Raw genomic sequence first — 13,722 nt, forward strand, 5'->3', positions numbered from 1 at the left:
CGTTGCAGCCGGAAGATCATGCTGCACGCCATCTTCCCTCCCCGCTCCCGCACCGTGCGCGAGATGCCGCCCGGCCGCCGCGCCTACGCGATCGGCGACATCCACGGCCGGCTCGATCTCCTCACCGACCTGCTCGGCCGGATCGAGGAGGACAGCCGCGCGCGCGGGCCCGAGCGGCCGCTCATCGTCTTCCTCGGCGACATCGTCGATCGCGGCCCCGGATCGGCCGGCGTGATGAACCTTCTGATGGCGGGGCTACCCTGGGCCGACCTCGTGTGCCTGATGGGCAATCACGAGGCGGCGATGCTCGATGCCTTCGCCGGCGATGCGAGCGCCGCGCGCATGTGGCTGAGGCAGGGTGGCATCGAGACGCTGGCGAGCTTCGGCGTCGCCGCCGACGTGCTGGAAACGGGCGATGCCGCCGCGATCATCCTGGCCGGCCGAGCCGCCGTCGGCGAAGTCCGTCGCCAGTGGCTGGAGGCGCTGCCGCTCAGCCACTGGGTCGGCGACTATTACTTCGTCCACGCCGGCGTCCGCCCCGGCGTGCCACTCGACGAACAGGCGCCGCAGGACCAGCTCTGGATCCGTACGCCCTTCCTTGGTTCGCGTCGCGAACATGGCGCGCTGATCGTGCACGGCCATACCGTCGGCGGCGCGATCGACGATCGCGACAATCGCCTGGGCCTTGACACCGGCGCGTATAAGAGCGGGCGGCTGAGCGCGGTCGGGCTGGAGCACCGCGAGCGCTGGTTCCTGGAGAGCGCGCCGCTCGCCGCCTGACGCGTCAGAGCGTCAGCGGCCTCAGCCTCCTCAGCTCGTCCACCGCGCGCTTGACGTCCTGGCTGTCGCCGCGCGGCATGACCAGCACGGCGTCCGCCGTGGCGATGACAATCAGGTCCGTCACGCCGATCGCGGCGACGAGCGGCCCGTCCGAGCGGATCAGGCAGCCCTTGGTGTCGATCGCCATCACCTCGCCTTGATGCGCGTTGCCGGCGTCGTCGCGCGGGCCGAGCGCGTGAAGCGCGTCCCAGCTCCCGACATCGGACCAGCCCATCTCGACCGGGATCACGGCGACGCGATCCGCCTTCTCCATGACGGCATAGTCGATCGAGTCGGACGGCGAGGCGCCGAACGCGTGCGCTTCGGGGTGGAGCCGCCGACCGTCGCGCCGAGCGTCGGACACGGCCGCCCGCGCGGCGCGCGCGATCGCCGGCGCGTTCGCCTCCACCGCCGCGATGAAGGCGGCGGCGGTGAACAGGAAGATGCCGCCGTTCCAGTCGTGCCGACCGTCGGCGACATAGGCACGGGCGGTCTCGATGTCCGGCTTCTCGACGAAGCGCTCGACCGCGTAGATGCCCTCGCCGATCGCGTCGCCCCGACGAATATAGCCGTAGCCCGTCTCCGCCGCGATCGCGCGGATGCCGAAGGTGGCTAGCCAGCCCTGCTCCACCGCGGGCCGCGCACGCTCGATCGCGGCGAGGAAGGCAGGCACGTCGGCGATCACATGATCGCTCGGCATCACGAGCAGCAGGTCGTCCGCCGCAGCGGCATAGGCGGCGAGCGCGATCGCGGGCGCCGTGTTGCGCGCGGCCGGTTCCAGGATGATGGTCGCCTCGCGGACGCCGACGGCGGCGAGTTGCGCCTCGATCTCGTCGGCGTGCGCGGCGTTGGCGACGACGACCGGCGGCCCGAACCGCACATCGCCCGCGGTCCGCGACGCAGTGAGCTGAAGCATCGTCTCCGGAGCGGTCAGCGCGAGGAGCTGCTTGGGACGCGCGCTACGCGACAGCGGCCAGAGCCGCGTCCCCGAACCACCCGAGAGGATCACAGGAGTGACGACGCGACGCTCGACCATGCCTCCCCTTAGCGCGAACGGCGCGGGCGACAAGCACGGCGGCTGGGCAGCGGACCGGCCGTACCAACGGCTTACCCGGCCATTGTCCTCTGCCAGCCATTTGCGAACCAGCAATCTTACGCGCGCGACAGTCAGTGACTACCTTTCGCGGTTGATGAACCAATGGTTGACAGGCGACGGCTGCGACTTAAGCCTGTCCATAAACGATACAAATCGATGGAGGGGCCATTGCATCACTATCATTCGGGCGTCGTGTCACGGTCTGCCGGCGCGGATGGCGATGGCATCGCTGCGTCGCTAGGAATGTTGACGGCAGCGGCGGCATCGCTGCTCCTGTGGGCCACCATCATCACCGCGGCACTCGCGCTGTTCTGACCGGCAGCGGCGCATATGCCTTCCGTATGCGCCCCGTGCGTTCCTTCATCGGGCAGTCACGTCGATCCTGTAATTCGTCCCTCAACGCGACATTGTGCGTCGCACAAAAGGCTGGGCCTTGTTCCGGAAAGGGGATAAGGCTTCAATCACAATCCGGCTTGAGGACAGGCGATGAACCTGGAGATCGGTCCGAAAGCTCGTTTGGGTGCCCTGCCGCTGGCGGATCTGCGTGGCGCGTTGCCCGGAAACAAGCATATGTTCCGGGTCCGGATCTACGCGGTCCTGCTCGTCATCGATTGCTTGGCGATCGCCGCTTCCTTCATCGTCGGCAATCTCGCTAAGTTCGGCGACGCGCTCGCCGCCCCCGGGCTCAACGCGGTCGCGGTGCTGCTGCCGCTGTTCGTCGCGATCGCCGTGCAGAACGGCATTTATGGCGTCGATTTCTTCCAGCGCTGGCGGCAGACGGCCGAGCGCGCGCTAATGGCGCTCGGCTGGGCCGTGCTCGCGGTGCTGTTCATCAGCTTCTACCTTCACGCCAGCGCGCGACTGTCGCGCGAGGTGTTCACCTATGGCGTCATCCTTTCGGCGGTGGCGCTGGTGGCGCAGCGCTGGGTGGTGCATCGTTGGACCAGCCACATGCTTGGTGGCGAACCGCTGACCGAGGTGGTGATTCGCGACGAGGTGGCAGCACCCATCGGGCACCACGGCATCGTCTTCGACGCGCAGACGCTCAGCTTGCGCCCCGACATCAACGATCCCGTCGCGCTCGATCGCGTCGGCCGTCTCCTCCAGCGCGCCGATCGCGTGATCGTCGCCTGCCCTGACGAGCGGCGCGCCGCGTGGGCCGCCGTGCTCAAGGGCACCAGCGTACGCGGCGAAATCGTCAGCGGCGAACTTGCAGAGATGGGAACGCTCGGTGCCTCCAGCTTCGCGGGCGCGCCGACGCTGCTCGTCTCGCTGGGCCCGCTCGACACGCGCAACCGGGCGATCAAGCGGGCGCTCGACCTATCGCTGGCAGGGCTGGCGCTGCTTTTCCTGGCGCCGCTGATGTGCGTGGTGGCGCTCGCCGTCAGGCTGGAGAGCACCGGCCCGATCTTCTTCGTGCAGCCCCGGCTCGGGCGCGGCAACCGGCTGTTCAGCATGTACAAGTTCCGTTCGATGCGCGCGGACCTGTGCGACACGGCAGGCAATCAGTCGACGCTACGCGGCGATCCGCGCATCACCCGCGTCGGCCGCATCATCCGCGCCACCAGCATCGACGAGCTGCCGCAGATCCTCAACGTGCTGCGCGGCGACATGAGCATCGTCGGCCCGCGCCCGCACGCGCTCGGCTCGCTTGCGGGCGACAAGCTGTTCTGGGAGGTGGACCAGCGTTATTGGCACCGCCACGCCAGCAAGCCCGGCATCACCGGCCTCGCCCAGGTGCGCGGCTTCCGTGGCGCGACGCACATCCAGTCGGACCTCGTCAACCGATTGCAGGCCGACTTGGACTATCTGAACGGCTGGACCTTCTGGCGCGACATCAAGATCCTGCTGTCGACGTTCAAGGTGATGCTCCACAAGAACGCCTACTGACGAGGCGCCTATCCTAGGTCGGTCGACCTCGCGCGCTCAGGCGAGGTCGGCGTCGTCCAACTGCGGGGACGCGGTGCTGACCTCGCCTGCGGTGGCCAGGATCGCGCGGCGCGTGCCCTCCAGGTAGAGCGCGGTCAGCACGCCGGTGCGGTAGGCGCCGGTATCGATGCCGATGCGGTTGGTCTTCATCTCGACGTCGGCCGAGATGCTGTGGCCGTGTACGACCATCGCCTCGTGATCCGTGTCGTCGTACAGGAACTCGTCGCGGATCCACAGCAGGTCGGAACGCGTCTGTCGCTTGATCGCGGTGCCCGGACGGATGCCGGCATGGCAGAAGAAATAGTCGCCCGATCGCGCGGTGAGCGGCAGGCGGCGCAGCCACTCCACCCACTCTTTCGGCACGGCGGAGCGGAACTGAGCGGCGATCGCGCGCACGTCGCCGTCGAAATCGTCGGGTTCTATGCCGAAGCTGCGCATGGTGGCGTCGCCGCCGATGCGGAGCCACGCGCGCACCATCTCGGGTTGGCCGTCCAGCGCCTTCAGCATCATCTCCTCGTGGTTGCCGAGCAGCACGATGATTCGGTCGGAGCGCTGTTGGACGTTGTAGAGGAAGCGCAGGATGCTAGCCGCATCCGGTCCGCGATCGACCATGTCGCCGAGGAGGACGATGTGGATGGAGGAGACGGGCGGTAGAGCGTTCGAGTGATCCTCCACCTTGTCCAGGATGTCGCGTAGGAGGTCATAACGGCCGTGAATGTCGCCGATCACGTAGATGCGTTCGTCCCGATCCACAGAGGGACCGCCGGTAGCCAGACCGCGTTCGCTCGCCACAACCAAACTCCTGCCTTCCGCAACCGCGGAATCATCGATACCTAACCGTGCCAATCCTAACGACGGCTGAACCTCCGGCTTGGCCAACCGCTGTCAACGAGCGGATGACAAGGAGGGTCCAGCAATCTATGCTGCGATGCAATATGCGCAATCGCAAGCTTATCGTCGCCTCGGCTTTCGCGAGAAACTTGCGGCGCCGCTTGCGAGCGTCGGCTGCCTCCCTCATTCCGCACCGTGGGCGGCGACGCAGAGAGCGGACCCGAGCCGAACATGCGAGCATCCTCGCCGACGGAGGGGCTGTCGCGAAGCGGGAAGAGCGTGCCGACGAACCCTTGTACGGGTAACGGAAGCGCCATAGGACATGCGTGCAGGTGCAGCAACGACGCGGGGACCATCAGTGGTAAAGGCGCTTCTTCTGATCGTCGGCGCGGCGGTCGCCTTGCCGTCGGCGACGTCGGCGCAGTCTTCCCCGCAGGCGCCAGCCGCGGCTGCGCCGGCGAACCGAGCGTCTCCTGTCGCCGCCGCGGCCGATGCGGGTGGCGTCGTTGCCGGCGATGATGATCGCTACTCGACGCAACCCGCCCAGATCGAGGACTATCAGCTCGGCACCGGCGACAAGATACGCATCACCGTCTTCAACGAGCCGACGCTGTCGGGCGACTTCGCGGTCGGCGCCGACGGCCAGCTCTCGCTGCCGCTGATCGGCAACGTGCCCGCGCGGGGCAAGCGGCCGGGCGACATCGCCGCTGCCGTCCAATCCGCCCTGGGCGCCGGCTACCTGCGCAACCCGCAGGTGAGCGCCGAGGTGACAACTTACCGGCCCTTCTTCATCCTGGGCGAGGTGAAGATGCCCGGCCAATATCCCTATGCCGTGGGGCTGACGGTGTTCAACGCGATCGCGACCGCGCAGGGCTACACCCCGCGCTCCGATCGGCGAAACGTCTTCATCCGGCGCGCTGGGCAGGGCCAGGAAGAGCGGTTCAAGCTGACGCCCGACATGCGCATCCTGCCCGGCGACACGATTCGGATCGGCGAACGATACTTCTAAGCACAGGCGGCGGAGTTCGCAGGGGGTGGCAATGGCAGGTTTCAGCAAACGCCGGCACGACGCACGCGTCAGCGGCACGGCGCCTCGAGTCGCCGCACGCTTGCGCCTGCGCGCCGCGCTCGCGGGCGCATCGGTCTTCGCCTGCTGTTCGCACGGCGCATCGGCGCAGAGCACTCAGCCGCTCACCTCGGTGCAGACCGCACAGTTCCTCTACAACGACACCAGCCTCGTTCAGCCCGCCATTCCAGCCGGATTCGACCGGGGGCGCAACGTCGGCGTCGTGGAGAAGGCGCGGCCGGACTTCGATCCGACCGGCATCCCGATCTCCAGCTTCAACCTCTATCCGCGCCTGGACGCCGGCATCGGCGCGACCAGCAACGTCTATCTTGCCAACGACGACCGGCGCGGCGACGGCTTCGTCGAACTCACGCCGCGCGCCCGCATGATCTCGGACTGGTCGCGGCACGCGCTGCAGTTCAACGGTGACGTCGACCTTCAGCGCTACTTCAGCAACTCGCCGCGCAACCAGACCGAGTGGGATCTCGGCACCGCCGGCCGCTTCGACGTCAACGACGAGCTCAACTTCACGGGCCAGGCGAGCGTCGGGCGCCAATTCGAGTCGCCGTACGCCGGCAGCAACGACGCCACGGCGGCGGTGCTCTCCAACTACCTGACGAGCTTCCTCTCGGCGCGCGGCGAATATCAGGCGGGGCAGTTTCGCGGACAGGTCGCGGTGGACCGCACCACGTTGTCCTTCAGCAACATCGACTTCAACGACGACACCGGCGTCGACCAGTCGAACCGCAACCGCCACATCGTCCGCTTCACCGGCCAGGCGGAGTATGCCTTCACGCCCAGCGTGTCGGTTTACGCGCAGGGCACCTACAGCGACATCGACTACACGCACGAGCTCGCGCCCGGCGTCGCCAATCGCGATTCAAAGGGCGTCCGCCTGGTCGGCGGCGTCAACTTCGATCTCGCGAGCTTCCTGCGCGGCACCGTCGCGGTCGGCTACGTGCGCCGCAACTACGACAGTCCGCTGTACAAGACCGTCTCCGGGCCATCGGTCGAGGGCAAGCTCGAATATTTCCCGTCTGATCTCACGACGGTCACACTGCGGCTGCGACGCTTCCTGGAGGATTCAGGCATCGGGGCCAACGCCGCTTACTTCGACAGCCGCATCGGGCTGCGCGTCGATCACGAGCTGCTCGTGAACCTGCTCCTCAACCTGGAGGGCGAGTATGGCCGGATCGACTACAGGCAGCTCGCCAGCGCTCACCGCGACAATTTCCGCATCGTCGGCGGCGCGCAGTATCTCGCGACGCGGCGTTACGGGTTGAAGGGCAACCTGTCCTACGGTCACCAGACGTCCAGCGGCTTCGCCGGCCGCAACTTCACCGAGGTTGCCGGTCAGGTAGGCGTGTATGTGCAGATTTGAGCATCGGCTCCCGAAGAGCCCCAGCTAGGAACGACGAGCGATGGAAATCACCCATGAGCAGGACGGCGCCGAGGGCCGGCTCGCCGACATCATAGCCGTTGTCCGCGACACGGTTCTGCGGCGCTGGAAGATGCTCACCGCCGTCTCGATCCTCGTATTCGCGTTGGGCTTGGTCGGGATCTCGATGATCACGCCCAAATACACGTCCACCGCGCGCGTCCAGATCGATCCCAACCGCAACCCGCTGGCGGCGGCGGACAGCGCCAAGAACAATTCGGACACGCTCGCCCCCGAGGCGATCGAGACCGAGGTCTCGCTGGTCAATTCCAAGGACACCGCGCTCGCCGTCGTCCGCGCGCTCAACCTCACCGCCGATCCCGAGTTCACCCAGGGCCTTGGCGAGCCCGGCACTCCGCCGATGAACGCCGACCAGAAGGCCGGAGCGGTAGCCGATCAGCTCCTGCGCAAGATGGCGGTGAGCCGCGAGCGCCTCACCTACATCCTGGACATCAGCTTCACCGATCCCAGCGCGCAAAAGGCTGCCGCGATCGCTAACGCCTTCGCCGACGCCTATGTGTCGACAAAGGCGGGATCGAGCAGCGGCACCGCGCAGAAGCAGGCGCAGTGGTTCCAGCAGCGGCTCGACGCCCTCGGCCGGCAGGTGAGCACCGCAGACGCCGCGGCTGCGCAGTATCGCGCGAAAGCCGGCATTGTTCAGGACTCCGCGGGCAACAGCGTCGGCTCGATCACCGACCAGCAGATCGCGCCGCTCGCCTCGCAGCTCGCCACCGCCCAGGCCGACGCGGCCGCCGCTCACGCCAAGCTCTCCGCCGCCAGCGCGCAGATCGCCAGCGGCGGCATCGATTCGGTGTCCGAGGTGCTCGGCTCGTCGGTGATTGGCGATCTCCGCCGCCAGCGCTCAGAGGTCCAGCGCAGCGTGGAGGAGGTGCAGGCGCGCTACGGCGACAAGCATCCCGAGAGCATTCGCGTCCACGATCAGCTCTCGCAGCTCGACAAGCAGATCGACGCCGAGGCGCGACGCATCGTCGGTTCGCTGCGTGCGGCGGCGTCCGCCGCCGACGCCAGCGTCGCCAGCCTGCGATCGTCGATGTCGCGTCTGGAAGTGCAGCAGTCCTCCGACACGCGCAACGCCGTGCTCGCCGACAGCCTGGATCGCGAGTCCAAGGCCAAGCGCGCGGCGTATGATCGCATGTCCGGCCTGTCGCTGAACAGCATCGAGGCCGCCAAGAACAACATCACATCGGCCGAGATCATCGAGCGCGCGCGGCCGCTCTCCGCGCCGACATCGCCCAACAAGCCGCTGCTGATCGCGGCGATGCTTCTGCTCGCGCTGGGCGCCGGCGCCGCGACGATCGCGGTTCAGGAGCTGATGGTGGCGGGCCTGCGCACCACCGACGAGGTGCGCGCCAAGCTCGGCATGCCGGTGCTCGCCGCCGTGCCCAAGCTGCCGCGCTCGACCTCGCCGTCGGACGTGCTGCTCGACAAGCCGACGTCGCTGTTCTCCGAGTCGCTGCGCATCGCGCGCGCCGCGATCCTCGGCGTGCGCTCCGCGCGATCGAAGCAGGTGATCGCGATCACCTCCGCGCTGCCCAGCGAGGGCAAGACGACGACCGCGCTCGCCTTCGCGCGCACGCTGGCGATCAACAACGCCAAGACGCTGCTGCTCGAATGCGACGTGCGCCGCGCGCAGATGCGCCTTCTGGTCAACGAGCCGCCCAAGGGGCCGGGCATCGTCGAGCTGCTTCACGGCGAGGCGACGCTCGAGCAGGTCATCAATCCCGGCGACGTGCCCAAGCTCGATCACCTGCTCGTCAGTCAACCCTATTTCAGCTCCGAGGACCTGTTCGGCGGCGGCGCGATGGAGCGGCTGATCGCGCTGCTGCGCGAGCGCTATGAGCAGATCGTGCTCGACCTGCCGCCGCTGATCGGCCTCGCCGACGGGCGCTTCCTCGCCGTGCTCGCCGACGCGACCGCGGTGTGCGTGAAGTGGGACGCGACGCCGGCCGACGCGATCAGCCAGGCGATCGGCCTGCTGCGCAACGACGGCGCCAACCCGGTCGGCGTCATCTTCACGATGGTCGACAGCTCGGCGGAGGCGATCGGCAGCCTCTATTACTCGAAGAAATATTCGGCCTACTATCAGGCCGCCTGACGAACCGACGGCGGCGGCGGTCGTGACCATGGCGCGCGACCCGGCCGCCGCCGGACGGCTGGACTCCGTACAGGTGCTGCGCGGGTTGGCGGCGCTGGTGGTAGCACTCTACCACTCGGCGCTTATCATGACTCAGTATGCACTGGGCGATCTCGGCGTGCTGCTGCCGCTCACCGCCTGGGGATGGACGGGCGTCCTCGTCTTCTTCGTGCTGTCGGGCTTCATCATCTGCCACGCGCACGCGAAAGATGTCGGCCGGCCACAGCGCCTCGGCCGCTACGCCTGGCGCCGCTTCTCGCGCGTCTACCCGGTCTACTGGCTGTTCCTGACGGCGTTCATCGCGGCCTCGCTCGCCGGGCTCGCGCCCGTCAAGTTCTCGACCGCGCCCACCAATCTCGCCACCGCCTATACGCTCGTTCAGTTCCTCGCCGTGCCGAGCCTGCCGCTCAAAGTCGCCTGGACGCTCGTCTACGAGGTCGGCTTCTACGCGCTGTTCGCGGTGCTGATCGTCCATCGCGCCGCGGGGCTCGTCGCGATGGCGGCGTGGTTCGCGCTGGTGATCGCCAACGCCTTCGTCTGGCACGACTATGAGGTCAGCCTGATCGGAGTGTGGAACCTGGGATTTCTGGCGGGCTTCGCGGCATGGTGGTCGTCGCGGCGGCTGCCGCCCGCCGCCGGGATGCCGCTGCTTGGCCTGGGCGTCGCGGCGTTCCTAGCACTGGCGCTCGCCGGCCGCATCGCGCCGTCGCCGGGCGAGGCGCAGCCGCACCCCGGCGACGTGATCACGCTCACGCTGGCCTCGGCACTGCTTCTGCTCGGCGCCGTGCTGGCCGAGCGGCGGATGCGGCGGCGCTTCCCCGCCGCGCTCCTGCTGCTCGGCGATGCCTCCTACGCGCTGTACCTCGTCCACTCGGCGGTAATCTCGGTGCTGTGCATCCTGCTCAGCCGTCATCGCGGGGCGGTCGCCGCGCTACCGCCGGCGCTGCTGTTCGTCCTGATCGCGGGTGCGGCGATCGCCAGCGGGATCGCGGCGCATCGGCTCGCGGAGAAGCCGCTGCTGCGCCTGCTGCGCGGCCGGCGCGCCGCCGATCCATCCGTGCCCGTCCCGCTCTAGCGGCGTCCGCGCAAGCGCCCGAGCGCGGCGCGCAGCCGATAGCGGGCGCCGTGCGGCACCGCCCAGATCAACGCCCAGGCGAAGAGCTGCTTGGGCGTAGGCCGGCCGTCCCGCCGCGCGGCGCGGAGCAGCGACAGGAAGGCGCGCGTGCGCCCCGGCGACCGGATGCCCTGCGGCACCACCGTCAGCAGGAAGCCCGAGAGCGCGCGGGCGCTCGCCACGTCGCGCATCGCTTCCGCCCAGCGCACCGAACCCGCCCAGGGATAGCGATTGCCCGCGACATAGTTCACCAACGGCTCGGCGACGGTGACGAGGCGGTAGCCATGCTGCTTCACCGCGCGGATCGCGAGCTCCCACTCCTCATGCTGGGCGGTGCCGAAGCCCAGCGTGTCGAACAGCCGGCGGGGCATCATCAGCGACGAGGTCTGGAGCATGGCATCGCCGCCGCCGAACCAGCTCCGCCGATCGAACAGCCACTCGTCGATCGGCTGCGTGGGATCGTAGGGGGCGACGGGCCGCACGAAGCTGCCGCCCGGCCACAGCACGCGCGACTGCGTCATCACGATCACGTCGCCCCGCCCGTCCGCCGCCGCGAGCTGCTTCTCCAGCTTTGCGGGTAGCCAATCGTCGTCGTCGTCGAGGAAGGCGACCCACTCGGCCAGCGCCGCGCGCGCTCCGGTGTCGCGCGCCACTCCCGGCCCGCGCTTCTCAGTGTTGACGACGTGGCGAACGCGGGGATCGCCGATCGCCGCCAGCGCGGCCAGCGTCTGTGGATCGTCGCGCTCGACGGCGACGATCACCTCGATATCGCGGATCGTCTGCGCGAGCGCGGTCTCAACGGCGCGCGCGATCCGATCCGGCCGCCGCCAGGTGGCGATGACGACGCTGACGCGTGGCGCGCTCATGGCCGTACCGAAGGCTCGACGGCGGCGCAGGCGCGATCGTCGCCGGGACGCGGCGACGCGGCCGGGCAGCGTTCGGGCGCGCCGGTCAGCCAGCCGGTGCCGCTGTAGCCGACATAGACGCGGCCGAACACGTCCTTGTCCGCTTCGACGACGCTCGGCTGATCGAGCCTGCCGGCAGGCAAGTCCGCCACGCGCTGCCACGTGGCCGCGTCGTCCACCGATCGCCAGATGCCGTAGTGGCCACCCACCCGGCCCGAGATGTAGATGGCCAGTTCCCGCTTCCCCCGAGCGGCCTTGCCGAACGCGACGTCGTCGACCTGATCGACGCCGTCCAGCGCCCGCCAGCGCGCACCGCCATCGTCGGAGCGCCGCAACCGCGTGTCCGGCCCCCAACTGACCCCCGAGGTGAAGAACAGCCGCCCCGCCTGCCCGGGCATCGCCCGCAGCCGTGCCGGCCCGCCGTCATAGGGCGCGATGTGGCCCGCGAACAGGCGCGTCCAGTGCTGCCCGCCGTCCTGCGAACGCCACAGCCCGGCCAGCGCAGCGTTCGCCCCCTCGCCGCTATGCACGAGATAGAAGGTGCGCGGCGCGACGCGATCGGCGGCCAGCGTCTTCCGGCCGTTATAGTAGTCGGGATAGGAGCCGGTGAGCGGCCCCACCTCGCCGGGCAGCGTCACCTTCGTCCAGTGAGCGCCACGATCTTGGGTGAAGAAGGGCGCGCGGTTGAACGCGGGCTCCCAGACGATGTCATCCACGTCGCCGGCGGCGACCGCGATCGTACCGAACGCCATCCGCCACGGATCGGTCGGCTTCGTGGACGGCGGCGTCGGCAGGCTCGCGAAGCGGCGCCACGAGACGCCCTCGTCGTCGCTCCAGCCGGCAAGCACGCTCTCGCCATCCTCGGAGCAGCAATCCATGCGCGTATCGGACGCGTTGGTGACGAGGAAGCGGGGGTGGCCGCCGCTCCACTCCACCTGCTGCGCCGCGATCAGGCTGCGCATCTTGGGACCGTAGCTCGTCGAGAAAGCGTCGAGATCGGGCTTGCGGTGGATGCCGAAGTCCCAACCGGCGAACAGCGGCGCGCCGCCCGGCGGCTGCGTCGCGTCATTGGCAACGACCTCCTCGAGACCTCGCACCTGCGTCGTCCAGTCGAGCCGGACGCAGCCGCCGCCCGTCTCGGCGCGATACGGCCCGACGCCGGCGGCCACCCACAACCGGTTGGCGACGACGGGATCGAACAGGATCTGGCCTGAGGCGAAGTAGCCGCCGTTGTTGGCGCGGAGATAGCCGGGTCCGCCCTCCTCCACCTGCTGCGATCGTCCAACGGGCGCGAAGCGGTCGCCGCCGTCGGCCGAGCACCACGCCTTGCCGCCCGCATCGGTGACGTAGATCGTCCGCCCGTGTGGATCGGCGGCGACGCCGGCGAAGCGCGCCTGCGGCAGCCCGGCGGCGGCGAGTTCGCTCCACGTGCCGCCGCGATAGCGCCAGGCCTTCTGCGCGTCGGTCTCGACCGCGAAGAGCTCGCCGTTCGGCGCCTGCGCGATGCGCGCGATCGTCTTCGGCGCCGCTCCACGCGCAGGCAGCGGCGCGAAGCGCCCGCTCGCATCCTCAAGGTACACGCCATGCCCGGCCGGCGCGGCGAGCGCGCGGACGCGCCCACCGGGTGCCGCGACGAACCCCACCACGATTCCCGCGCCGGTGGCGGAGGCCGGCACCTCCGCCGCCCGCTCCCAGTGCACGCCGCCGTCGGCCGAGCGCCACAGCCCGTCCTTGGGCGTGCCGAGCAGCAGCCGGTCCGGATCGTCCGGGGCCACCGCCACGAAGGGGCCAGACAGGCGGGCGGGGCCGTTGGCGTCGAGCGCCAGAGGGAACGGCGCGCCGCCGCCGGGCTCGCGCCAATGGCGGCCGCGATCGTCCGATCGGAAGAAGCGCCCCTTGATAGCGAGGTACAGCCGCTCCGCCTCACCGGGCGCGACCACCGCCTCCCATGCGCCGAAGCCGCCGCGCACGATCGCGCGATCGCCCGCCGGCACCGAGGCGGCGGTGAACAGCGGCGTCCAGCGCGCGCGGCCCTCGTCCCATAGATAGGCGCCGCCGACGTCGGTGCGGATCACGCGCGTGCGCCCGTCGCGGCTCAGGGAGAGGCCGGTGACGAAGCCGCCCGCCCCGATCGCCACCGGCTTCCACAGGTAGGTCTCGCCCGCCACCGGGAGCCCCGCCCCCGCCGCCGCCGGCGGCACGCCGCCGCCCGCCTCGGGGCGCACCAGCACCAGCGCCGCGACGACCGCCACGAGCAGCCCGAGCGCCGGCCAACGCCCCCACCGGCCGAGCCGCGCCACGAGAGACCGAAGTGCCGCACCGTCCATCCCCGCGACCTCTCACAGCCCGGTCGCGCAGGCAATGCCCGC

Annotated in this window: 10 protein-coding genes; 6 read left to right on the forward strand and 4 right to left on the reverse strand. The window is 69.5% G+C overall.

What is annotated here, in order from left to right; genetic code table 11:
* The first annotated feature begins 18 nt into the window (after positions 1–18).
* Entirely contained in the window at positions 19–780 is a 762-nt protein-coding gene (locus ACOFKX_RS14705) for a metallophosphoesterase family protein (RefSeq protein WP_419827823.1), read from the forward strand.
* Between the two features lie 4 nt (positions 781–784).
* Here the strand turns inward: ACOFKX_RS14705 and ACOFKX_RS14710 are convergent, their stop codons facing one another.
* On the reverse strand, positions 785–1,855 hold the full coding sequence (locus tag ACOFKX_RS14710) for a mannose-1-phosphate guanylyltransferase/mannose-6-phosphate isomerase (RefSeq protein WP_419827824.1): 1,071 nt from the start codon (positions 1,853–1,855) through the stop codon (positions 785–787).
* Positions 1,856–2,401: 546 nt separating this feature from the next.
* Between ACOFKX_RS14710 and ACOFKX_RS14715 the strand changes: the two genes are divergently transcribed.
* Positions 2,402–3,805 (forward strand): exopolysaccharide biosynthesis polyprenyl glycosylphosphotransferase, encoded by a 1,404-nt coding sequence (locus ACOFKX_RS14715; protein ID WP_419827825.1) that lies wholly within the window; start codon positions 2,402–2,404, stop codon positions 3,803–3,805.
* Positions 3,806–3,841: 36 nt separating this feature from the next.
* On the opposite strand, the gene ACOFKX_RS14720 is transcribed toward ACOFKX_RS14715, so the two are convergent.
* Complete coding sequence (locus ACOFKX_RS14720; protein WP_419827826.1) at positions 3,842–4,636, reverse strand: metallophosphoesterase family protein; 795 nt, start codon at positions 4,634–4,636, stop codon at positions 3,842–3,844.
* 397 nt (positions 4,637–5,033) lie between these two features.
* Here ACOFKX_RS14720 and ACOFKX_RS14725 point away from each other — a divergent pair, with 397 nt between their 5' ends.
* The 4 genes from ACOFKX_RS14725 (at position 5,034) to ACOFKX_RS14740 (ending at position 10,409) form a co-directional block, all read left to right on the forward strand.
* Positions 5,034–5,684: a polysaccharide biosynthesis/export family protein gene (locus ACOFKX_RS14725; protein WP_419827827.1), complete on the forward strand. Its 651-nt coding sequence runs from the start codon at positions 5,034–5,036 to the stop codon at positions 5,682–5,684.
* Between the two features lie 100 nt (positions 5,685–5,784).
* Positions 5,785–7,122, forward strand: coding sequence for an outer membrane beta-barrel protein (locus ACOFKX_RS14730; protein WP_419827828.1), 1,338 nt, complete (start codon positions 5,785–5,787; stop codon positions 7,120–7,122).
* Positions 7,123–7,162: 40 nt separating this feature from the next.
* Positions 7,163–9,295, forward strand: coding sequence for a GumC family protein (locus ACOFKX_RS14735; protein ID WP_419827829.1), 2,133 nt, complete (start codon positions 7,163–7,165; stop codon positions 9,293–9,295).
* Between the two features lie 28 nt (positions 9,296–9,323).
* Positions 9,324–10,409: an acyltransferase family protein gene (locus ACOFKX_RS14740; protein WP_419827830.1), complete on the forward strand. Its 1,086-nt coding sequence runs from the start codon at positions 9,324–9,326 to the stop codon at positions 10,407–10,409.
* Here ACOFKX_RS14740 and ACOFKX_RS14745 read toward each other — a convergent pair.
* Positions 10,406–11,314 (reverse strand): glycosyltransferase family 2 protein, encoded by a 909-nt coding sequence (locus tag ACOFKX_RS14745; RefSeq protein ID WP_419827831.1) that lies wholly within the window; start codon positions 11,312–11,314, stop codon positions 10,406–10,408. The two genes, ACOFKX_RS14740 and ACOFKX_RS14745, sit on opposite strands and share 4 nt — an antisense overlap.
* Positions 11,311–13,680, reverse strand: coding sequence for a WD40/YVTN/BNR-like repeat-containing protein (locus ACOFKX_RS14750; RefSeq protein WP_419827832.1), 2,370 nt, complete (start codon positions 13,678–13,680; stop codon positions 11,311–11,313). The genes ACOFKX_RS14745 and ACOFKX_RS14750 overlap by 4 nt, the downstream gene beginning before the upstream one ends.
* Positions 13,681–13,722 lie beyond the last annotated feature (42 nt).

It is taken from the genome of Sphingomonas sp., assembly GCF_965200105.1.
Lineage (GTDB): Bacteria > Pseudomonadota > Alphaproteobacteria > Sphingomonadales > Sphingomonadaceae > Solisphingomonas.

Excerpts from the sequence above, each read along its gene's own strand:
- ACOFKX_RS14705 (WP_419827823.1), top strand. The coding sequence starts at position 19 with ATGCTGCACGCCATCTTCCCTCCCCGCTCCCGCACCGTGCGCGAGATG.
- ACOFKX_RS14715 (WP_419827825.1), top strand. The coding sequence starts at position 2,402 with ATGAACCTGGAGATCGGTCCGAAAGCTCGTTTGGGTGCCCTGCCGCTG.
- ACOFKX_RS14745 (WP_419827831.1), bottom strand. The coding sequence starts at position 11,314 with ATGAGCGCGCCACGCGTCAGCGTCGTCATCGCCACCTGGCGGCGGCCG.
- ACOFKX_RS14735 (WP_419827829.1), top strand. The coding sequence starts at position 7,163 with ATGGAAATCACCCATGAGCAGGACGGCGCCGAGGGCCGGCTCGCCGAC.
- ACOFKX_RS14750 (WP_419827832.1), bottom strand. The coding sequence starts at position 13,680 with ATGGACGGTGCGGCACTTCGGTCTCTCGTGGCGCGGCTCGGCCGGTGG.
- ACOFKX_RS14710 (WP_419827824.1), bottom strand. The coding sequence starts at position 1,855 with ATGGTCGAGCGTCGCGTCGTCACTCCTGTGATCCTCTCGGGTGGTTCG.
- ACOFKX_RS14740 (WP_419827830.1), top strand. The coding sequence starts at position 9,324 with ATGGCGCGCGACCCGGCCGCCGCCGGACGGCTGGACTCCGTACAGGTG.